The sequence below is a fragment of the Mycobacterium sp. genome (assembly GCF_019243155.1).
Classification (GTDB): Bacteria; Actinomycetota; Actinomycetes; order Mycobacteriales; family Mycobacteriaceae; genus Mycobacterium.
In genome coordinates this window covers 1-21374 of record NZ_JAFAUS010000215.1, presented here as the reverse complement: position 1 = coordinate 21374, position 21374 = coordinate 1, and the positions used below count along the sequence as shown (strand labels likewise).

17 protein-coding genes, 1 pseudogene and 1 riboswitch are annotated in these 21374 nt (G+C 67.6%); of the genes and pseudogenes, 10 read left to right on the top strand and 8 right to left on the bottom strand.

Annotated features, from left to right (window positions below):
- Positions 1 to 2: 2 nt before the first annotated feature.
- From JOZ00_RS10700 to JOZ00_RS10685, 4 genes are read right to left on the bottom strand one after another with little or no spacing between them, the layout of a single operon-like run.
- Complete coding sequence (locus JOZ00_RS10700) at positions 3 to 1724, bottom strand: urease subunit alpha (protein WP_293343519.1); 1722 nt, start codon at positions 1722 to 1724, stop codon at positions 3 to 5.
- Positions 1724 to 2035, bottom strand: a complete 312-nt coding sequence (locus JOZ00_RS10695) for an urease subunit beta (protein ID WP_293343518.1) — start codon at positions 2033 to 2035, stop codon at positions 1724 to 1726. The genes JOZ00_RS10700 and JOZ00_RS10695 overlap by 1 nt, the downstream gene beginning before the upstream one ends.
- The gene (locus JOZ00_RS10690) at positions 2032 to 2334 is read right to left on the bottom strand and encodes an urease subunit gamma (protein WP_293343516.1); all 303 of its coding nucleotides are present in this window, start codon (positions 2332 to 2334) and stop codon (positions 2032 to 2034) included. Before JOZ00_RS10690 ends, JOZ00_RS10695 begins: the two co-directional genes overlap by 4 nt.
- Positions 2335 to 2378: 44 nt before the next feature.
- Positions 2379 to 2798 (bottom strand): PaaI family thioesterase, encoded by a 420-nt coding sequence (locus tag JOZ00_RS10685; RefSeq protein WP_293343529.1) that lies wholly within the window; start codon positions 2796 to 2798, stop codon positions 2379 to 2381.
- Between the two features lie 300 nt (positions 2799 to 3098).
- Here JOZ00_RS10685 and JOZ00_RS10680 point away from each other — a divergent pair, with 300 nt between their 5' ends.
- The 5 genes and pseudogenes from JOZ00_RS10680 to JOZ00_RS10660 form a co-directional block, all read left to right on the top strand.
- On the top strand, positions 3099 to 3518 hold the full coding sequence (locus tag JOZ00_RS10680) for a BlaI/MecI/CopY family transcriptional regulator (RefSeq protein ID WP_293343514.1): 420 nt from the start codon (positions 3099 to 3101) through the stop codon (positions 3516 to 3518).
- A 14-nt stretch (positions 3519 to 3532) separates the two neighbouring features.
- Positions 3533 to 4477, top strand: coding sequence for a M56 family metallopeptidase (locus JOZ00_RS10675; protein WP_293343512.1), 945 nt, complete (start codon positions 3533 to 3535; stop codon positions 4475 to 4477).
- 119 nt (positions 4478 to 4596) lie between these two features.
- Positions 4597 to 6054 (top strand): NADP-dependent phosphogluconate dehydrogenase, encoded by a 1458-nt coding sequence (gndA, locus tag JOZ00_RS10670; RefSeq protein WP_293343510.1) that lies wholly within the window; start codon positions 4597 to 4599, stop codon positions 6052 to 6054.
- Positions 6055 to 6087: 33 nt separating this feature from the next.
- Complete coding sequence (locus tag JOZ00_RS10665) at positions 6088 to 7524, top strand: GuaB1 family IMP dehydrogenase-related protein (RefSeq protein ID WP_293343509.1); 1437 nt, start codon at positions 6088 to 6090, stop codon at positions 7522 to 7524.
- 107 nt (positions 7525 to 7631) lie between these two features.
- Positions 7632 to 7857: pseudogene (locus JOZ00_RS10660) on the top strand (acyl-CoA dehydrogenase family protein); the annotation flags it as partial.
- Here JOZ00_RS10660 and JOZ00_RS10655 read toward each other — a convergent pair.
- Complete coding sequence (locus JOZ00_RS10655; protein WP_293343507.1) at positions 7824 to 8447, bottom strand: GNAT family N-acetyltransferase; 624 nt, start codon at positions 8445 to 8447, stop codon at positions 7824 to 7826. The pseudogene JOZ00_RS10660 and the gene JOZ00_RS10655 sit on opposite strands and share 34 nt — an antisense overlap.
- A gap of 287 nt (positions 8448 to 8734) precedes the next feature.
- On the opposite strand from JOZ00_RS10655, the gene JOZ00_RS10650 reads away from it, so the two are divergent.
- The 5 genes from JOZ00_RS10650 to JOZ00_RS10630 all read left to right on the top strand — a co-directional run bounded on the left by JOZ00_RS10650 (position 8735) and on the right by JOZ00_RS10630 (position 16795).
- Entirely contained in the window at positions 8735 to 10105 is a 1371-nt protein-coding gene (locus JOZ00_RS10650; RefSeq protein WP_293343505.1) for a hemolysin family protein, read from the top strand.
- On the top strand, positions 10102 to 11151 hold the full coding sequence (locus JOZ00_RS10645) for a hemolysin family protein (RefSeq protein WP_293343503.1): 1050 nt from the start codon (positions 10102 to 10104) through the stop codon (positions 11149 to 11151). Before JOZ00_RS10650 ends, JOZ00_RS10645 begins: the two co-directional genes overlap by 4 nt.
- 277 nt (positions 11152 to 11428) lie before the next feature.
- Positions 11429 to 13645 (top strand): malate synthase G, encoded by a 2217-nt coding sequence (locus JOZ00_RS10640; protein WP_293343501.1) that lies wholly within the window; start codon positions 11429 to 11431, stop codon positions 13643 to 13645.
- 111 nt (positions 13646 to 13756) lie between these two features.
- The gene (locus JOZ00_RS10635; protein ID WP_293343499.1) at positions 13757 to 15880 is read left to right on the top strand and encodes a substrate-binding domain-containing protein; all 2124 of its coding nucleotides are present in this window, start codon (positions 13757 to 13759) and stop codon (positions 15878 to 15880) included.
- A 42-nt stretch (positions 15881 to 15922) separates the two neighbouring features.
- Positions 15923 to 16795, top strand: a complete 873-nt coding sequence (locus JOZ00_RS10630; protein ID WP_293343498.1) for a haloalkane dehalogenase — start codon at positions 15923 to 15925, stop codon at positions 16793 to 16795.
- 1 nt (position 16796) lies between these two features.
- Here the strand turns inward: JOZ00_RS10630 and gcvP are convergent, their stop codons facing one another.
- The 3 genes from gcvP to JOZ00_RS10615 form a co-directional block, all read right to left on the bottom strand.
- Positions 16797 to 19640, bottom strand: coding sequence for an aminomethyl-transferring glycine dehydrogenase (gene gcvP, locus JOZ00_RS10625; protein WP_293343496.1), 2844 nt, complete (start codon positions 19638 to 19640; stop codon positions 16797 to 16799).
- 192 nt (positions 19641 to 19832) lie between these two features.
- Positions 19833 to 19930: riboswitch (glycine riboswitch) on the bottom strand.
- Between the two features lie 66 nt (positions 19931 to 19996).
- Entirely contained in the window at positions 19997 to 20626 is a 630-nt protein-coding gene (locus JOZ00_RS10620; protein WP_293343494.1) for a MerR family transcriptional regulator, read from the bottom strand.
- Positions 20627 to 20905: 279 nt separating this feature from the next.
- A partial coding sequence (locus tag JOZ00_RS10615) for a bifunctional nuclease family protein (RefSeq protein WP_293343492.1) occupies positions 20906 to 21374 on the bottom strand: 469 nt, incomplete at its 5' end.

The following is a 21374-nucleotide window of genomic DNA, read 5'->3' as shown; positions in this document are numbered from 1 at the left end:
TGTCAAAACAGGAAATAGCGTTGTGCCATCGGCAATTCGGCCGCGGGCTGTTCCTGCCAGACCTCACCGTCGATGCGCACGGTGAAAGTGTCCGGGTCCACCTGAATGTCGGGCGTGGCGTCGTTGAGCGGCAGATCGGCCTTGCCGATCTCTCCGACGTCTCGTACCGGGGCCAATCGCCGGTTGACGCCGATCTTTTCGGCCAGGCCGGCCTCGATCGCCTGCGGCGCCACGAAGTGCAGCGAGGTGGCTGCTGCCGGCGCATTGGCGGCGCCGAACATCGGACGCGGGAACACCGGTTGCGGCGTCGGGATCGATGCGTTCGCGTCGCCCATCGCCGCCCACGCGATCATGCCGCCCTTGAGCAACAGGTACGGGCGCACCCCGAAGAACTCCGGCTCCCACAACACCAGGTCGGCGAGCTTGCCCACTTCCACCGAACCGATCTCGTGGTCCAGGCCGTGCGCAATCGCCGGGCAGATGGTGTATTTCGCGACGTAACGCCGGGCCCGGTTGTTATCGGCGGACCCGTCGCCGGGCAGCGCGCCGCGGCGGCGCTTCATCACATGCGCGGTCTGCCAGGTTCGCAGCACCACTTCGCCGATGCGGCCCATGGCCTGCGAGTCGCTGCCGATCATCGAGATCGCGCCGATGTCGTGCAGCAGGTCTTCGGCCGCCATGGTCGACGGCCGGATCCGGCTTTCGGCGAAGGCCAAGTCCTCCGGCACCTTCGGGTTGAGGTGGTGGCACACCATCAACATGTCCAAGTGCTCGTCGAGGGTGTTCACCGTGTGCGGGCGGGTCGGGATGGTGGAACTGGGCAACACATTGGGTTGGCTTGCGACCCTGATGATGTCGGGAGCGTGGCCGCCGCCGGCGCCCTCGGTGTGATAGGTGTGGATCGACCGACCGGCGATCGCCGCCAGGGTGTCCTCGACGAATCCCATCTCGTTGAGGGTGTCGGTGTGTAGCGCCACCTGAACCCCCGCCGCGTCGGCGACGTCCAGGCAGGCGCTGATGGCCGCCGGGGTGGACCCCCAGTCCTCGTGCAATTTGAAACCCGAAGCACCCCCACGCAATTGCTCCCACAGTCCCTCGGCGCTGACCGTGTTGCCCTTGCCCAGCAACGCGAAGTTGACCGGCCAGCCATCGAGGGCCTCGAGCATGCGGGCCAGGTGCCACGCGCCCGGGGTCACGGTGGTGGCCTTGGTGCCTTCGGCCGGTCCGGTGCCGCCGCCGATGATCGTCGTGATTCCGGCGCCGAGCGCCTCGTTCATCAGCTGAGGGCAGATCAGGTGCACGTGGCAGTCGATGGCCCCCGCGGTGACGATTCGCCCGTTGCCGCCGATGACCTCGGTGGACGGCCCGACGACCAGATCCGGGTGCACCCCCGTCATGGTGTCGGGATTGCCGGCCTTGCCGAGCGCGATGATGCGACCGTCACGAATGCCGATGTCGGCCTTGATGATTCCCCAGTGGTCGATGATCACCGCACCGGTGATCACGGTGTCCGGTGCGCCCTCGGCCCGCGTCGCGCGGCCCTGGCCCATCGACTCGCGCAGGACCTTGCCGCCCCCGAACACCGCCTCGTCACCGGCCAGTCCCGGTCCCCCGCTGCGGTCTTCGGTGATCTCCACCAGAAGATCGGTGTCCGCCAGCCTGATTCGGTCTCCCGTAGTGGGCCCGAAAAGCTGGGCGTAGCGCTCCCTCGACAGGCTGGCCATCAGGCGTCAAGCCGACCGGGCGGGTTCAGGCTGAGCCCGTGCACCTCGCGGCGTCCGCGCAGTGGGACCAGCTGAACATGTTGCGGCACACCCGGTTCGAAACGCACGGCGGTGGCCGCCGGTATGTCGAGCCGATAGCCGTGGGCCGCGGCGCGGTCGAACGACAGCGCCGTGTTGGCCTGGGGCAGGTGGACATGGCTGCCGACCTGCACCGGGCGGTCGCCGGTGTTGACGATCTCCATCGCGAGGCGTGTCGCGCCCGCGTTGATCTCGATATCGCCGCTGCCGTAAAGGATTTCGCCGGGAATCATGAGATCGGGTGGTGGACGGTGACCAGCTTGGTGCCATCCGGAAAAGTTGCTTCCACCTGTACGTCGGTAAGCATCTCCGGGATCCCCTCCATCACGTCGTCGCGGCTGAGCACGTCGCAGCCGCTGGCCATCAGTTCGGCGACGGTGCGGCCGTCGCGGGCGCCTTCCAGGATGTGGTCGGTGATGATCGCGACCGCCTCCGGATGATTCAGCCGCAGGCCCCGGGCCCGGCGACGGCGAGCCAGTTCGGCGGCGTAGGACAACAGCAATCGCTCTTGTTCGTGCGGCGTAAGGAGCACGTTCTGGAATCCTGCCACGCCGTCGTCGAGCGCGTTTTGCCCACTCAGCCTTCGGGCTCGAGATTCTGCAGCCGCACCTGGCCGCGGGCGATCACCCGTTGCTTGTCATCGGTGATGGTGACCAACCACAACTGCTGACGGCGGCCGCGGTGGATCGGCTCCGCGGTCCCGTACACCATCCCCGAGCCGATGGACCGCAGAAAGTCGGTGTTGTTGTTGACCCCGACGACGTTCCCGCCGCCGCGGGTGGCCAACCAGGTGTAGGCGGCCACGCTGGCCATGCTCTCGACGATCGAGCAGTAGACACCGCCGTGCACCAGGCCCATCGGCTGCAGCAGTTTGCGCGTGACCTCGAGCTGGGCGCGGGCGCGATCGGGGCTGACTTCGGTGAATTTCAGCCCGATCTCGCTGTCGAACGGTGCGGTGAAATTCGGCGGGACACTCGCTTCCGGCGGCACTGACACGCTCATGTGTTTACACCAGGAGGAGAAAGACCCAGAAACGGCTGAGCCCCGTGCCAGGGGCACGGGGCTCGCCGATCGAGTAGACCGGGGGTCGCTGCAGCCCTCAGGACTCTCACACGGTCCGTTATCGCTCGACTGGATTAGCATAGGCAAGGCTGCCCTAACTTCGCAAGGGGTATGGTTCAAGTTGCTTGCGGCGGGAATCTGCGCGGCGGCCGACGAGCCGTTTGTCGTCTTCTTTACGACCGTCAGTAGTAAGCCGGAGTACGCTGATTTCGACGCTCAGGAGATGAACACACTATGGCCAAGCTGACGCGACTGGGAGACCTGGAACGTGCGGTGATGGATCACCTGTGGTCCACGGCGGAACCGCAGACGGTCCGGCAGGTTCACGAAGCGCTGTCCGCTCAACGCGAGCTCGCCTACACGACGATCATGACCGTGCTGCAGCGGCTGGCCAAGAAGAACCTCGTCTCCCAGATCCGCGACGACCGGGCACACAGGTATGCGCCCGTGCACGGTCGCGACGAGCTGGTCGCCGGACTGATGGTCGACGCCCTGGCCCAGGCCGAGGATTCCGGCAGCCGGCAGGCCGCGCTCGTGCACTTCGTCGAGCGCGTCGGCGCCGACGAGGCCGAGGCGCTTCGCCGTGCCCTGGCCGAACTGGAAGCCAATCAACGCAATAACGCCCAGTCAGCTGGACCTCAAGCGGAGGACTGAGGGAGACTAGCGGTGTGTCCGCGTTGGCTTTCACCATCCTTGCGGTGCTGCTGACCGGCCCCGCGCCGGCTCTGCTTGCACGCGCGAGTTGGCCGCTGCGCGCTCCGCGCGCCGCAATGGTGTTATGGCAGGCCATCGCGCTGGCCGCGGTCCTGTCGGCATTCAGCGCCGGCATCGCCATCGCCACCCGAGTGCTCATGCCCGGCCCCGACGGGCGGCCGACGGCCAGCGTCATCGGTGCCGCCGACCGGCTCGGCTGGCCGCTGTGGGCGGCATACATCGGCGTGTTCACCCTGACCGTGCTGGTCGGCGTCCGGTTGATGGTCGCCGTGGCGCGTGTCGCCATCGCGAATCGGCGGCGCCGGGCCCACCACCGCATGGTGGTCGACCTAGTCGGCGTCGGGCACGCCCTCTCGCCCACCTGCAGCCGCACGCGCGACCTTCGCGTGCTGGACGTTGCGCAACCTCTGGCCTACTGCCTTCCCGGCGTGCGCAGCCGCGTCGTCGTCAGCGAAGGAACGCTGAACACGCTCGCCGACGCCGAGGTCACCGCGATCCTCACCCACGAGCGTGCGCATTTGCGTGCCCGGCACGACTTGGTGCTGGAGGCGTTCACCGCGGTGCACGCGGCCTTCCCGCGCCTGGTCCGCAGCGCCAACGCACTGCGCGCGGTGCAACTGCTCGTCGAACTCCTGGCCGACGACGCCGCGGTGCGCGCCGCCGGTCGCACTCCCCTGGCCCGGGCGCTGGTCGCCTGTGCGTCGGGGTCGGCGCCGTCGGGCGCGCTGGCCGCCGGCGGCCCCAGCACCGTGGTGCGGGTGCGCCGCCTGTCGGGGCGCGGCAACAGCCTGGCGCTGTCGGCTGCCGCGTACCTGGCCGCGGCCGCGGTCTTCGTGGTGCCCACCGTCGCGCTGGCCGTGCCGTGGCTCACCGAGTTGCAGCGACTGTTCAACCTGTAGCGCACTGCCGAGCGAAACTCCTTGGAGGACCAATAGTCCGCTGTGCCACAGTGTTCGCAGTGCGCTTGAATGCTTTAGGTGAGTTCTTCCACGTGAGACGCCCGGCTGAAAGGTAAGACATGAGCTCGTCGGATTCGAAGACTGGTACCGCGCAGATCGGCGTCACCGGCTTGGCGGTGATGGGCTCGAACCTCGCCCGCAACTTCGCCCATCACGGCTACACCGTCGCGCTGCACAACCGGTCGATTGCCAAGACCGACGCGCTGCTCAAAGAACACGGCGACGAGGGCAAGTTCGTCCGGTCGGAGACCATCGCGGAGTTCCTGGACGCCCTGGAGAAGCCGCGGCGGGTGATCATCATGGTCAAGGCCGGTGACCCGACCGACGCCGTCATCAACGAGCTCGCCGACGCCATGGAATCCGGCGACATCATCATCGACGGCGGCAACGCGCTCTACACCGACACGATTCGTCGCGAAAAGGCCATCAGCGAGCGCGGATTGCACTTCGTCGGCGCCGGGATCTCCGGCGGCGAGGAGGGCGCGCTGAACGGCCCGTCGATCATGCCGGGTGGGCCGGCCGAGTCCTACAAATCGCTGGGCCCGCTGCTCGAGGAGATCTCCGCGCACGTCGACGGCGTGCCGTGCTGCACTCACATCGGCCCCGACGGCGCCGGCCACTTCGTCAAGATGGTGCACAACGGCATCGAGTACTCCGACATGCAGCTGATCGGCGAGGCCTACCAGTTGTTGCGCGACGGGCTCGGCAAGACCGCCCCCGAGATCGCCGACGTGTTCGCCGAGTGGAATAAGGGCGACCTGGACAGCTTCCTCATCGAGATCACCGCCGAGGTGTTGCGCCAGACCGACGCCAAAACCGGCAAGCCGCTGGTGGACGTCATCCTCGACGAGGCAGAGCAGAAGGGCACCGGCCGCTGGACGGTGAAGTCCGCGCTCGACCTCGGCGTTCCGGTCACCGGCATCGCCGAGGCCGTGTTCGCCCGCGCGCTGTCGGGCTCGGTGGCCCAGCGCAAGGCCACCACGGGGCTCGCATCCGGTGATCTCGGCAGCCGACCGAGCGACGCCGCGCAATTCATCGACGACGTCAGCAAGGCGCTGTACGCGTCGAAGATCATCGCCTACGCGCAGGGCTTCAACCAGATCCAGGCCGGCAGCAACGAATACAACTGGGGCATCAACCCCGGCGACATGGCCACGATCTGGCGCGGCGGCTGCATCATCCGCGCGAAGTTCCTCAACCGCATCAAAGAGGCGTTCGACGAGGACCCGGACCTGCCGACGCTGATCGTCGCGCCCTACTTCCGCAGCGCGATCGAGACCGCGATCGACAGCTGGCGCCGCGTCGTGGTCAAGGCGACGGAACTGGGCATCCCGATCCCGGGCTTCGCGTCGGCGCTGTCCTACTACGACGCGCTGCGCACCGAGCGACTGCCCGCCGCGCTGACCCAGGGCCTGCGGGACTTCTTCGGCGCCCACACCTACGGTCGGACCGACGCCGACCCGGACAAGCGTTTTCACACATTATGGAGTGGAGACCGCAACGAAGTTCCGGTCTAGCTCGGTCTAGCTAAAGGGGGCGCACCGACAACGATGAGGTTTCTCAACGGGCATCAACCCGGGTACGACCTGACCTACAACGACGTTTTCGTCATGCCGAACCGGTCGGAGGTCGCGTCGCGCTTCGATGTCGACTTATCCACGATCGACGGCTCCGGCACCACCATCCCGGTCGTGGTCGCCAACATGACCGCGGTCGCGGGGCGCAGGATGGCCGAGACGGTCGCTCGGCGCGGCGGCATCGTCATTCTCCCGCAAGATCTTCCGATCACGGCGGTCCAGCAGACGGTGGAGTTCGTCAAGAGCCGCGATCTGGTTCTGGACACCCCCGTGGTCCTCGAACCCGACGACTCGGTGTCCGACGCCACCGCGCTGATCCACAAACGCGCGCACGGCGTCGCCGTCGTGGTCTTCGAGGGTCGACCCATCGGTTTGGTGAGCGAATCCTGCTGCCTGGGCGTCGACCGCTTCACCCGGGTGCGCGACGTTGCGATCACCGATTTCGTCACCGCCCCGGTGGGCACGGACCCGCGCAAGATCTTCGACCTGCTCGAGCACGCCTCGATCGGGGTCGCGGTGGTCACCAATGCGGACGGCACGCTGGCCGGGGTGCTGACCCGGACGGGGGCCATCCGCACGGGCATCTACACGCCGGCCACCGATACGAACGGGCGGCTGCGGGTGGGCGCCGCCGTCGGCATCAACGGCGATGTGGGAGCCAAGGCGCGGGCCTTGGTGGAAGCCGGTGTCGACGTCTGCGTCATCGACACCGCACACGGGCACCAGGTCAAGACGCTCGAAGCGATCCGAACCATCGGCGCGCTGGGACTGGGCGTGCCGCTGGTCGCGGGGAATGTCGTCTCGGCGGAAGGCACCCACGATCTGATCGAGGCGGGGGCGAACATCGTCAAGGTCGGCGTCGGACCCGGCGCGATGTGCACCACCCGGATGATGACCGGTGTCGGCCGCCCGCAGTTTTCGGCTGTGGTCGAATGTGCCTCGGCAGCAAGGGAATTGGGCGGACACGTGTGGGCTGACGGCGGCGTTAGGCATCCGCGCGACGTAGCCCTTGCGCTGGCCGCCGGCGCGTCCAACGTCATGATCGGGTCCTGGTTCGCCGGCACGTACGAGTCGCCCGGGGACCTGATGCGCGACCGCGACGACCAGCCGTACAAGGAGAGCTACGGCATGGCTTCCAAGCGGGCTGTGGTGGCGCGCAGCGGCGCCGACACGCCCTTCGACCGCGCCCGCAAAGCGCTGTTCGAGGAGGGCATCTCGACGTCGCGGATGGGGGTGAACCCCGACCGGGGCGGTGTCGAGGATCTGATCGATCACGTCACCTCGGGCGTGCGCAGCACCTGCACCTACGTAGGCGCGTCGAATCTCACGGAATTGCACGAATTGGCAGTTGTCGGTGTGCAATCGACGGCGGGCTTCGCCGAAGGCCATCCGCTGCCGCTCGGCTGGTAACGCCCCCATCGCCGATCACACCTTGGTGGCGGCGCGCAGCGTCGACCACGACGCCGCCAGCAAACACGGCAACGTCGCGTCATCGCCCTGCCGACGGCCCAGGTCAGCGTGCGGCCGCCTGCGTCAAGGTGATCGCGGCCCGGCTGGGCGAAGAGGTGATCTCCGAGTGCATGCACATCTTCGGCGGCGCAGGCTATCTCGTCGAGGAGACGCCGCTGGAATCTCACCCGAGTCGGCGGCGGCACCGACGAGGTCCTGTGGGAGTTGGTTGCCGCCGGGATGGTGCCCGACTACAGCGGCTACGAGTCGGTGGTCGGAGACTTCAGCGCGTAGAGCGCCATCCGGCGGTTCGTCGAGTCGTGCTCGCCGAGGAACTCACAGCCGACGTACTCGCAGAGCCGGCGCGCCGTGGTGTTGCGGTGATCGGGGTCGAACATGATTCGCCGGCAGCGCGGCTCGCTCGCGAAGACGCTGGCCACGATCCGGGGTAACAACATCGGACCCAGGCCCCGGTTCACCAGCGCCGGATCGGCGATGGCCGCGTGCAATCCGAGGTCGTACCGGTGCGCCTCGTAATTGTGCGAGATGATGTCCTTTGCGCCCCAATATAATTCGAGGTAGGCCCGGTCAACTCCTCGGATGCTTCCGATCAGCGGCAACGAGTAGGTCCCGTTCAGTTGCGCTTCGAGATGCCGCTGCCAGCGTGGCGTCGGCCAGTCGTACTCCCACGCCGCCGCGAGGTGTGGGCGGTTCATCCACTCCGACACCATGTCGGCATCCCCCGGCTGCGCGACGCGCAGCGCGAACGGATGGTCCAGCGACGGGACCGGAGGCCGGGCCACGCGTCGTACGTCGTCCGGAATATCGAAGCGCTCGCGGGGAAGAACCTGTGCTGATGAGGTTTGCGTCGGGGCTTCTGCCATAGTGCGGTGAGCTTATCGGAGTAAGGTTAGGCATACTTTACTTACCCCGCGGGGGCTGGCAGGGTTCGATGTGGTGATCGACGGGTCGACGGCTTCCCCGGCTACCATAAGGCAGCAAAGACGGACGCAGCCGCGTCCACCCCGTTATCAGGCAGCGAAAGGATCGACGTGCCGCAGGCACCCGCGAAGGCCACCGGCTTTCGGGCGCGGCACCAGTCGGACCAGCCGCCCGATGCGGAGCCTCCTTCGCCCCGCTCACCGCAATCCGTTATCCGGCGGCGTAATTCATGAACGTCACGGCCACCGCGATGAGCATTTTGGCTATCGCGGTTCTCATCTTCGGCAACGCGGTGTTCGTCGCCGCCGAATTCGCCCTGACAACGCTGGACCGCAGCACCGTCGAGGCCAACGCCCGCAGCGGTAAACCCCGCGACCGATGGATCCGGCGCGCCCACCACCGGCTGTCCTTTCAGTTGTCGGGAGCGCAACTCGGGATCTCGGCCACCACGCTGGCAGCCGGTTACCTGACCGACCCGATGGTCAACAACCTGCCGCACCCGTGGCTAGACGCGATCGGCGTGCCCGACAACGTCGCCGACGTGATCATGGCCGTCCTGGTACTGGTGGTCGTGACATCGGTGTCGATGGTGTTCGGGGAGCTGGTGCCGAAATATCTCGCGGTCGCCCGGCCGCTGTCGACGGCCCGGGCGGTGGTGGCGGCCCAGCTGCTGTTCTCGCTGCTGTTGACCCCGGCGATCCGGTTGACCAACGGCGCGGCGAACTGGATCGTTCGCCGGCTGGGCGTCGAGCCGGCCGAGGAACTGCGGTCGGCTCGCACACCTCAGGAGCTGCTGTCGCTGGTCCGCTCGTCGGCACGCAGCGGCGCGCTGGACGCCGCGACGGCGGCCCTGGTGCGGCGGTCGTTGCAGTTCGGCACGCTGTCCGCGGAGGAGTTGATGACACCGCGGTCCAAGATCGTGGCGCTGCAGACCGACGACACGGTCGCCGACCTGATCGCGGCGGCCGCCGAGTCCGGTTTCTCCCGCTTCCCGATCGTCGACGGTGACCTCGACGAGACGGTCGGAATCGTGCACGTCAAACAGGTGTTCGCGATCCCGCGAGCCGACCGGCCGCGCACGTTGCTCACCACTGTCGCCCTACCCGTCCCGGTCGTGCCGTCGACGCTGGACGGCGACGCGGTGATGGCCGAGATCCGGGCCAACAACCTGCAGACCGCGATGGTCGTCGACGAATACGGCGGCACCGCGGGCATGGTGACCGTCGAGGACCTGATCGAGGAGATCGTGGGCGACGTCCGCGACGAGCACGACGACGCCACCCCGGACGTGGTCGCCGCGGGCAGCGGCTGGCGGGTGTCGGGCCTGCTGCGCATCGACGAGATCGCCGCCGCGACGGGGTTTCGGGCTCCCGAGGGCCCCTACGAGACCATCGGCGGACTGGTGCTGCGCGAACTCGGTCACATCCCGGCGGCCGGGGAGACCGTCAAACTGCCCACCCTGGACCCGGACGGCCTGCTGGACTCCACGACGCACTGGCAGGCCAGCATCATCCGGATGGACGGTCGCCGGATCGATGTGCTCGAGCTGATCGAACTGACCGGCCAGGGCGAGGCGCCCGCGAACGGGAGTCCGCGATGAACGACACCCTGGGCGTGCTGTTCGCCTTCCTGCTGATCGGCGTCAACGCGTTCTTCGTCGGTGCCGAGTTCGCGCTGATCTCGGCCCGGCGCGACCGCCTCGAGGCCCTGGCCGAGCAGGGCAAGGCGCGCGCCGTCACGGTGATCCGCGCCGGTGAGCAGCTTCCGTCGATGCTGGCCGGCGCCCAGTTGGGTGTCACGGCCGCCTCGCTGCTGCTCGGGCGGATAGGCGAGTCGGCGGTGTCGAATCTGATCCGGACCGCCTTCGAGCTGACCGGCGTCCACCCGGCGCTGCTGCACACGCTGTCGTTCGCGATCGCGTTGGTGATCGTGGTGACCCTGCACGTGCTGCTGGGCGAGATGGTGCCCAAGAACATCGCATTGGCCGGACCGGAGCGAACCGCCATGCTGCTGGTGCCGCCCTATCTGACGTACGTGCGAGCCGCCCGGCCGTTCATCGTCTTCTACAACAAATGCGCCAACGTCGTCGTGCGTGCGCTGGGCGTCGAGCCCAAGGAAGAGCTCGAGCTCACGGTCTCCCCCGTCGAGCTCAGCGCGATGATCGCCGAATCCGAGTCCGAAGGGCTGCTGGACCGCGAGGAGCACAGCAGGCTGACCCGGGCCCTGCAGATCCGCCACCGGGTGGTCGGCGACGTCGCGGTCCCGCTCGCCGACGTCGAGGCGATACCGGTGGCCGCGCCGGGTTCGGGGCCGACCGTCGGCGCGGTCGAACAGGCGCTGGCGCACACCGGCTACTCCCGGTTCCCGGTCGCGAACGTCAACGGCGACTTCATCGGCTACCTGCACATCAAGGACGTCCTGACGCTCAGTGATGATCCCCACACGGTGATCGACCTGTTCATGGTGCGGCCCCTCCCGCGGCTGCCCAGGTCGTTGCCGCTGGCTGACGCCCTGTCGCGAATGCGTCGCTCGAACAGCCACTTGGCGCTGGTGACCGACGGCGCCGGCGACGGCGGTCAGGTAGTCGCGATGGTGGCGTTGGAAGACCTGGTCGAGGACCTGGTCGGGACGATGCGCGACGCATAGGAGACTGGCCGCCGGGTAGCTCTGCGGAGAGCCCGTATGATCTCAACGGCTACCAGTCAAGCAAGTGCTGGATGGGCAGGGGATCTTGGCGCGCGCACCGCGTTGCTGTACACGATCCCGGGGCTCGCCGCGGCGCCGTCATCGGAGCTGTCAGCGCGGCCTGACCTGCTGCGCCGGGTCGGGTGGATAACGCTCACCAGGGCTGTGCTCGGTAGGCTCATGACATTGCCGGTCTGGCCCGATGGCGGCCCGTATCGGCCCATTACGGAGGAGAGAAATGACTGATCGTGTGTCGGCGGGGAACTTGCGCGTCGCCCGAGTGCTCTACGACTTCGTGAACAACGAAGCCCTGCCCGGCACCGACATCGACCCCGACAGCTTCTGGGCGGGCGTCGACAAAGTCGTCACCGACCTCACTCCGAAGAACCAGGACCTGCTGAACCGTCGCGACGAGCTGCAGGCCCAGATCGACAAGTGGCACCGCAGCCGCGTCATCGCGCCGCTCGACATCGACGAGTACCGCCAGTTCCTCACCGAAATCGGTTACCTGCAGCCCGAACCGGATGATTTCACGATCACCACCTCCGGCGTCGACGACGAGATCACCACCACCGCCGGCCCGCAGCTGGTCGTGCCCGTGCTCAACGCCCGGTTCGCGCTGAACGCGGCCAACGCCCGCTGGGGTTCGCTCTATGACGCCCTGTACGGCACCGACGTGATCCCCGAAAGCGACGGCGCGGAGAAGGGGACCAGCTACAACAAGGTTCGCGGCGACAAGGTGATCGCCTACGCGCGCAAGTTTCTCGACGAAGCGGTGCCGCTGGAATCCGGGTCGTGGACCGACGCAACGGGACTCAGTCTCGACGACGGCAAGGTGAAGGTCGAGACCGCCGACGGGTCGGTCGGACTGGCCAGCCCGGAGAAGTTCGTCGGTTACACCGGCGATCTCGGCTCCCCCAGCTGGTCGATCCTGCTCGTCAACCACGGCCTGCACATCGAGGTCCTCATCGACCCGGAGTCGCCGGTCGGCAAGACCGACGCCGCCGGCATCAAGGACGTCGTCCTCGAGTCCGCCGTCACCACGATCATGGACTTCGAGGACTCGGTGGCCGCCGTCGACGCCGACGACAAGGTGCTCGGCTACCGCAACTGGCTCGGCCTGAACAGGGGTGACCTGTCCGAAGAGGTCGGCAAGGACGGCAAGACCTTCACCCGCGTGCTCAACCAGGACCGCACCTACAGCACGCCGGACGGCGGCGAGTTGACCCTGCCCGGCCGCAGCCTGATGTTCGTCCGCAACGTCGGCCATCTGATGACCAACGACGCCATCGTCTCCGTCGGCGACGGTGACGAAGAAAAAGAGGTGTTCGAGGGCATCATGGACGCCCTGTTCACCGGCGTCACAGCGATTCACGGGCTGAAGTCCGGCTCGGACAAAGACGGAGCCAACGGGCCGCTGATCAACAGCCGCACCGGGTCCATCTACATCGTCAAGCCCAAGATGCACGGGCCCGAAGAGGTCGCCTACACCTGTGAGCTGTTCAGCCGCGTCGAAGACGTCCTCGGCCTGCCGCAGGCGACGCTGAAGGTCGGCATCATGGACGAGGAGCGACGCACCACGGTCAACCTGAAGGCCTGCATCAAGGCCGCCGCCGATCGGGTCGTGTTCATCAACACCGGTTTCCTGGACCGCACCGGCGACGAGATCCACACCTCGATGGAGGCGGGTCCGATGATCCGCAAGGGCGCGATGAAGGGCACCACCTGGATCAAGGCCTACGAGGACGCCAACGTCGACACGGGGCTCGCCGCCGGCTTCAAGGGCAAGGCCCAGATCGGTAAGGGCATGTGGGCGATGACCGAGCTGATGGCCGACATGGTCGAGCAGAAGATCAATCAGCCGAAGGCGGGCGCCACCACCGCGTGGGTGCCGTCGCCGACCGCGGCCACCCTGCACGCCATGCACTACCACTACGTCGACGTCGGCGCCGTGCAGGCCGAGCTGGAAGGCAAGAAGCGCACCAACATCGACGAGCTGCTGACCATCCCGCTGGCCAAGGAGCTGGCCTGGGCCTCGGAGGAGATCCGCGAAGAGGTCGACAACAACTGCCAGTCCATCCTGGGCTACGTGGTGCGCTGGATCGACGAGGGCGTGGGCTGCTCGAAGGTGCCCGACATTCACGACGTGGCTCTGATGGAGGACCGCGCCACGCTGCGGATCTCCAGCCAGCTGCTGGCGAACTGGCTGCACCACGGCGTGATCACCCAGGAAGACGTGCGGGCCAGCCTGGAGCGGATGGCGCCACTGGTCGACGAGCAGAACGCGGGCGACGGCAGATACCGCCGGATGGCGCCCAACTTCGACGACAGCATCGCCTTCCTGGCGGCCCAGGACCTGATCCTGACCGGCACGCAGCAGCCCAACGGCTACACCGAGCCGATCCTGCATCGGCGCCGGCGCGAAGCAAAGGCACGCGCAGCGCAATCAAATTGAGCCCGTGCCTTAATCACGCTCGCGCACGATTCACGTCGCCGATGACTAAAATCGGCGCCGAGTTCACAACAATTCACGTGCTGGATCGACGGAAAGGCCGCGGGCACCACCATGGGTAGGCACAGCGCGCCCGACCCTGAGGACTCCGTCGACGAAGTCTCTGACGAACACTTTGCCGACGAGCCGTCCCAGGACGACGACACGGGCAGCCATCACCGGGTGTCCGCCCCCGACGAACCGGCCGATCGATACTCCGACGAGGACGAGTACTCCAACGAGTGGCCTTACCCCGCCGAGGACCGATACTCCGGCGAAGACGTCTCGACCGACGAACCCGAGTTCGCCGCCGGGGACGAAGACCCCTACGCCGCCGCCGACTCGTTCGCGGGCGGCAGCGCCGACGAATACCCGGAGTTTCCGCCGCGACAGCCGGGCCCGGCGAGCGCCGAGCCGCCGGCCTCGTCGCCATCCCTGCTGCAGCGCGGGCACCGCGGACTCACCGATTGGCGCGGCGGCCACCGCAGCGAGGGCGGGCGCCGGGGCGTCAGCATCGGCGTGATCGCGGCGCTCGTCACCGTCGTCGTGGTGGTGGGCAGCGTGATCGTGTGGAGCTTCTTCGGCGACGCCCTGTCCAACCGTTCGCACCAAGCGGCCGGACGCTGTGCGGGCGGCAACGAGTCGGTCCCCGTCATCGCCGACCCGTCGATCGCGGATTCCGTGCAGCAATTCGCGCAGAGCTTCAACTCGACGGCCGGGCCGGTCGGCGACCACTGCATGGTGATCGGCGTCAAACCCGCGGGCTCCGACGCCGTCCTGAACGGTTTCATCGGCAAGTGGCCCGCGGACCTCGGCGGTCAGCCGGCGTTGTGGATTCCGGGCAGTTCGATCTCGGCCGCGCGGCTCGCGGGAGCGGCGGGGCAGAAAACGATCACCGACAGCCGTTCGCTGGTGTCGTCGCCGGTGGTGCTCGCCGTCCGCCCGGAGCTTGCGCACGCCCTGGCCAATCAGAACTGGGCGGCGGTGCCCGGACTGCAGACCAATCCGAATGCGTTGGCGGGATTGAACTTACCGGCATGGGGCTCGCTGCGGCTGGCGTTGCCGACGAACGGCAACGGTGACGCCTCGTTCTTGGCCGGAGAGGCGATAGCGTCCGCAGCGGCACCGCCCGGAGCGCCGGTGACCCAGGGCGCCGGGGCGGTGCGCACGGTGCTGGGCGCGCAACCCAAATTGGCGGACGCCTCGCTGACGGAGGCGATGAACACGCTGCTCAAGTCCGGTGACGCGGCGACGTCGCCGGTGCACGCGGTGGTCACCACCGAGCAACAGGCCTTCGCCCGGGGTCAATCGTTGTCCGACGCGAAGAGCAATCTGGCCCTGTGGCTGCCGCCCGGGCCGGCGGCGGTCGCCGACTATCCCACGGTGCTGCTCAGCGGCTCGTGGGTGACCCAGGAGCAGAGCTCGGCGGCCAGCGAGTTCGCCCGATACATGCACAAGCCCGATCAGCTGGCCAAGCTGGCCAAGGCCGGCTTCCGGGTCAACGGCGTCAAACCGCCGAGCAGCCCGGTCACCAGTTTCCCGTCGCTGTCGTCCACGCTGTCGGTCGGCGACGAGGCGACGCGGGCCACCCTGGCCGAAGCCATGGCCAGTCCGTCAAGCGGAGTGGCCGCGACCATCATGCTTGACCAGTCGATGCCCGGCCAGGAAGGTGGAAAGTCCCGGCTGGCCAACGTGATCGGGGCGCTGCAGGACAAGATCAAGGCCCTGCCGCCGACCTCCGTGATCGGTCTGTGGACTTTCGACGGCCACGAGGGTCGCTCGGAGGTCGCGAGCGGGCCCCTGTCCGACCCCGTCAACGGTCAGCCGCGCTCGGCGGCCTTGACGGCCGCGCTGGACAAGCAGTACTCGTCGGGCGGGGGCGCGGTGTCGTTCACCACGCTGCGAATGATCTACCAGGACATGCAGGCCAATTACCATGCCGGCCAGACCAATTCGATATTGGTGATCACGGCCGGGCCGCACACCGACCAGTCCCTGGACGGGGCGGGCTTGCAGGATTTCATTCGCAAGAGCGCAGACCCGGCCAAACCGATCGCGGTGAACGTCATCGATTTCGGCGCTGACCCCGACCGGTCCGCCTGGGAGGGGGTCGCCCAGCTCAGCGGCGGCGGCTACCAGAACCTCTCGACATCGGCGTCGCCCGACCTGGCCGCGGCTGTCAACACCTACTTGGGCTGATCAGGGGGTCTACGATCGGTGGGCGCTACCCCGAGGAGCGCAATGAGCATCGATTTCACGCCGGACCCCGGCCTGTATCCGTTCCGATCACGCTGGTTTGACAGCTCGCAGGGACGCATCCACTACATCGACGAAGGGGACGGCCCGCCGATCCTGTTGTGTCACGGCAACCCGACGTGGAGTTTCCTGTATCGCAATATCATCGTCGCCCTGCGCGACCGATTCCGTTGCATCGCACCGGATTATCTCGGCTTCGGTCTCTCGGACCGGCCCGGCGGCTTCGGGTACAAGGTCGATCAGCACGCCCGGGTGGTCGGCGAACTGGTCGACCACCTAACTCGTCACGAAGGCCTCGACGGCTATCTGACGATGGGCCAGGACTGGGGTGGGCCCATCAGCATGGCGGTGGCGGTGGAACGCGCCGATCGGGTGCGCGGCGTCATCCTGGGCAACACCTGGTTCTGGCCGACGGACGACCTCACCACGAAGATCTTCAGCCGCGCGATGGGCAGTCCACCCATGCAATGGGCGATCCTGCACCGCAACTTCTTCGTCGAACGACTCATCCCGGCGGGAACCGCGCACCGGCCCAGCGCCGCGGTGATGCAGCACTACCGCGCCGTGCAGCCCGATGCCGCCGCGCGCAAAGGCGTCGCCGAGATGCCCAAGCAGATTCTGGCAGCCCATCCGCTGCTGAGTCGGCTCGGTCGCGAAGTGCCGGCCAAGCTGGGTGGCAAGCCCGCGCTGCTGGTGTGGGGCATGAAGGACTTCGCGTTTCGGCCGGGCTCGACGCTGCCGCGGATGCGGTCGGCGTTCCCCGATCACGTGCTCGTCGAATTGCCTGAGGCCAAGCACTTCATCCAGGAGGACGCGCCGGAGGACATCGCTGTCGCGATCGTCGACCGCTTCGGCTGACTCAGGCGAAGGCCTCCACCGGCGGGCACGAGCAGACCAGGTTGCGGTCGCCGTACGCGCCGTCGATGCGGCGCACCGGCGGCCACACCTTGGGCCGGAAGTCCTTGCCCAGCGGGTAGGCGGCCTCTTCCCGGCTGTACGGGTGCTCCCAGTCGGAGACCAGCAGGCACTCGGCGGTGTGCGGGGCGCCGCGCAGCGGATTGTCGTCGACCGACCACTCCCCCGCACCGACCCTGTCGATCTCGCCGCGGATGGCGATCATGGCTTCGCAGAAGGCGTCGACCTCGGTCAGGCTTTCGCTTTCGGTGGGCTCCACCATCAGCGTGCCCGCCACCGGGAAGCTCATCGTCGGCGCGTGGAAACCGTAGTCCGCCAACCGCTTTGCGACATCGTCGACGGTCACTCCGGTCGACTTGGTGATGCCGCGCAGGTCCAGGATGCATTCGTGGGCGACCATGCCGTTCTCGCCCGTGTACAGCACCGGGAAGTACTCATCGAGGCGTCGGGCGATGTAGTTGGCCGACGTGATCGCGGTCAGCGATGCGGCCCGCAGCCCGTCGGCGCCCATCATCCGGATGTAGGCCCAGCTGATCGGCAGGATCGAGGCGGACCCGTAGGGCGCCGAGGACACCGGATGCCCCTGGGGCAGTTCGGGCGCGTATGGGTGACCCGGCAGGAACGGGGCCAGATGCGAACGCACCGCCACGGGCCCCACCCCCGGGCCGCCGCCGCCGTGCGGGATGCAGAACGTCTTGTGCAGATTCAGGTGGCTGACGTCGCCGCCGAACTTCCCGGGCCGGGCCAGGCCCACCAGCGCGTTGAGGTTTGCGCCGTCGACGTAGACCTGACCGCCCGCGTCGTGCACGGCCGCGCAGATCTCGGCGATGTCGTGTTCGTAGACGCCGTGCGTGGACGGGTAGGTGACCATCAGCGTCGACAACCGCTCGCCGTGCTCTTTGACCTTGGCGCGCAGGTCGTCGAGGTCGACGTCGCCGTTGGTGTGGCAGGCCACCACGACCACCCGCATGCCCGCCAGGGCCGCCGACGCCGCGTTGGTGCCGTGCGCGCTGGACGGGATCAGGCAGATGTCGCGGTGCGGCTCACCCCGGCTGGCGTGGTAGTCGTGGATCGCCAGCAGGCCGGCGTATTCGCCCTGCGAGCCGGCGTTGGGTTGCAACGAGACGTCGTCGTAGCCGGTGATGGCCACCAGCCAGCTCTCCAGGTCGTCGATCAGCCGGCGCAGCCCGGCGGAGTCGGACGCCGGGGCGAACGGGTGCTGGCGGGCGAATTCCGGCCAGGTGATCGGCTCCATCTCGGCGGCGGCGTTGAGCTTCATCGTGCACGAACCGAGCGGAATCATGCTGCGGTCCAAGGCGATGTCTTTGTCCGCCAGGGTGCGCAGGTAGCGCATCATCGCCGTTTCCGTGCGGTACTGCGTGAAGGCGGGATGGGTCAGGAACTCCGAGCTGCGAGTCGCGATGTCGACGGACGCCGGCTCGCCTTCGCGCACGCCGAACGCCTCGATGACGGCCGCCACGTTGTCGTCGGTGGTCGCCTCGTCGCAGGCCACCGACACGTGGTCGGCGTCGACGCGCCACAAATTGATCCTCCTCGCCTTGGCGGCGGCCAGCACCTCGTGGGCGCGTCCCGGAACCCGCGCCACGACGGTGTCGAAGAACGTGTCGTGCACCAGCGCATCGCCGAGCGCGGCGGCGATCCGCTCGGCCTGCGCGTGCACGCGGCGCGCGAGCCGGCTCAGGCCGTCGGCGCCGTGGTAGCTGGCGTACATCGCGGCCATCACCGCCAGCAGCACCTGCGCGGTGCAGATGTTGCTGGTCGCCTTGTCGCGGCGGATGTGCTGCTCGCGGGTCTGCAGTGCCAGCCGGTAGGCCGGGGATCGGTCGGCGTCCACCGACACCCCGACCAGCCGCCCCGGCAGCTGGCGGGCGTGCTTGGAGTGCACCGACAGGTATCCGGCGTGTGGTCCGCCGAATCCCATTGGCACACCGAACCTTTGTGTGGTGCCGAACGCGGCGTCGGCGCCTATGTCGCCGGGCGGGGTGATCAGTGTCGACGCCAGCAGGTCGGTGCCGATCGCGACGAGTGCGCCGCGCTCATGGGCCTGCTCGACGAGCGGTGCCCAGTCGGTGACCCGGCCGCTGGCGCCGGGCAGCTGCGTGATGACCCCGAAGAACTCGCCGTCGGGCAGGCCGTCACGCAGATCGGCGGTGACGATCTCGATACCCAGCGGCAGGGCCCGCGTCGCCAAGATGGCCGCGGTCTGGCCGAACAGGTCGGTGTCGACCGCCAGCCGGTTCGAGCTGCCGCGATGCGCGCGGTGCATCAATGTCATGGCCTCGGCGGCTGCGGTGCCCTCGTCGAGCATCGATGCGTTGGCGACCTCGAGTCCGGTCAGGTCGGCCACCATCGTCTGGAAATTGAGCAGCGCCTCGAGCCGGCCCTGGCTGATCTCGGGCTGATACGGCGTGTAGGCCGTGTACCAGGCCGGGTTCTCCAGGACGTTGCGCATCAACACCGGCGGTGTGAGCGTGTCGTAGTAGCCCTGCCCGATCATCGAGACGGACACCGTGTTCTCGTCGGCCATTGCGCGCAGTTCGGCCAGCGCCTCGCTCTCGCTGACCGGCGGCGGTAACTGATCCAAACCGGGCACGGCGTCACCGATGGTGGCTCTGTCGAGGATGCCGCTGGGGACCGCCTTGGCCGCCAGCTCGTCGAACGAGTCGACGCCGATGATGGCGAGCATGGCCGCGACGGCCTCGCGATCCGGTCCGATATGCCGGGCCGCAAAACCGGGCTCGAGGGGTGTTGTCTTCGATTCGGGCACTGAAACTCCTGACACGGGGACTCTGCAACGCGCTAGCCGCGCACGTCGTGGTCCTCTCCCTCTGTCGTCGACCCGAGCCGGGCGCCTGAGAGATTCGACGATCCGATCCGCCGGTCAAACACCGACGGCCGGACTGCCTTTCCCCATGGGCGGGTGCACCGAATGAACGGGTCACCGCTTTCCAGAGACATCGGGGCCCGCGCGGTCCGGGTGCCTGAGAGATTGACGGAGAGGTGTTGCTCCTTCGGCGTCCGTGGCTGGCAGCCACAGAACTCTCCCGCACGAGGGCGATGCGTTGCCGAGTTTACCCGTGCCGCGGGCACGGCAGGCGATTCTCGCGATTTGGCAGGGTGCCGCTAGCCGATCTTGCGATCGCGATGCTTACGCCGGGAAGCCAATTCGTCCTCCGGGGCGGCGATCGACTCGCCCCCGTCAGCCCGCTCACCGGGGAAGTCGGCGATCACGCCGGTCAGCTCGCGCATGGCACCGGACACCGCGATGCCGAAGACGCCCTGTCCGCCCTGCAGCAGGTCCACGACTTCTTCGGCAGAGGTGCACTCGTAAACCGTGGTGCCGTCGGAGAACAGGGTGATGTTGGCCAGATCCTGCACGCCGCGCTGCCGCAGGTGTTCGACCGCGACGCGGATGTTGTGCAGCGAGATGCCTGTGTCGAGCAGTCGCTTGACGATCTTGAGAACCAGGATGTCCTTGAAGGAGTAGAGCCGCTGACTGCCCGAGCCCGCCGCGCTGCGGATCGACGGCACCACCAGCGAGGTGCGTGCCCAGTAGTCCAGCTGCCGGTAGGTGATGCCGGCGATCTGGCAAGCACTCGGCCCGCGGTAGCCCACCAGCTCATCGGGGACGGAGTCGTCCGGGAAGAGTCCTGGCTGCACCGGTGCGGTCGTCAGGGTGCCGTTCTGCTCACTGCTCGCGGCGTTCGCGTGATCAGCTAATTCCAGCTGGTCTTGACGTGGCTGCTCGCTCACGGTGGTTCCTCTCGCCGATCGCGCTCTGGTTTTAGCTGCGTCCCTGGCTGCATTGCAGCCACATTGCTCAGGCCCGAGTGCTAGAGAGCTTACGCTTTTCGGTAGCCGCCGCGCCTGAAGTCGTGATCAAATTATGGCCGCCACTGGGCTAAGTCAGCGAACAATCGCCAGGCGTGTCGACATCCCGAGAGCAGTTGAGACGCATCCGTGATGTCGGGGTCCAGCCTACTACCAGCCCGTTACGCCGCGAGCCAGGTTCGACGCGCCGGACCGGCCGTGTTAGGTGGCCTTGAAATCGTCCGGAGACACACTGTCGAGAAATTCTTTGAATTTCTCCACCTCGTCCTCGCGGACGGCAGTGCCGCCCTCTTCGTCGCTCTCGTCCGGGATCAGCAGACCCGCCTGGGCGAGCACGGCCTCCTCCACGTAGATCGGGACGCCGACGCGTAGTGCTATCGCCACCGAGTCCGAAGGGCGTGCCGACACGGTGATGTTGCGGTCGAAGACCAGGTCAGCGTAGAAAGTGCCTTCCTGCAGATCGACGATCCGCACCTCTTTCAACGAATGTCCAAGTGCCGCAATGACATCCCGGATCAGGTCATGGGTCAGCGGGCGGGGCGGCTCGACTCCTTGCTGCTCGAGCGCGATGGCGGCAGCCTCGGATTGACCAATCCAAATCGGAAGGTACCGATCACCGTTCGTTTCGCGCAGTAACAGCACAGGCTGGTTCTGCGGCTGCTCCACGCGA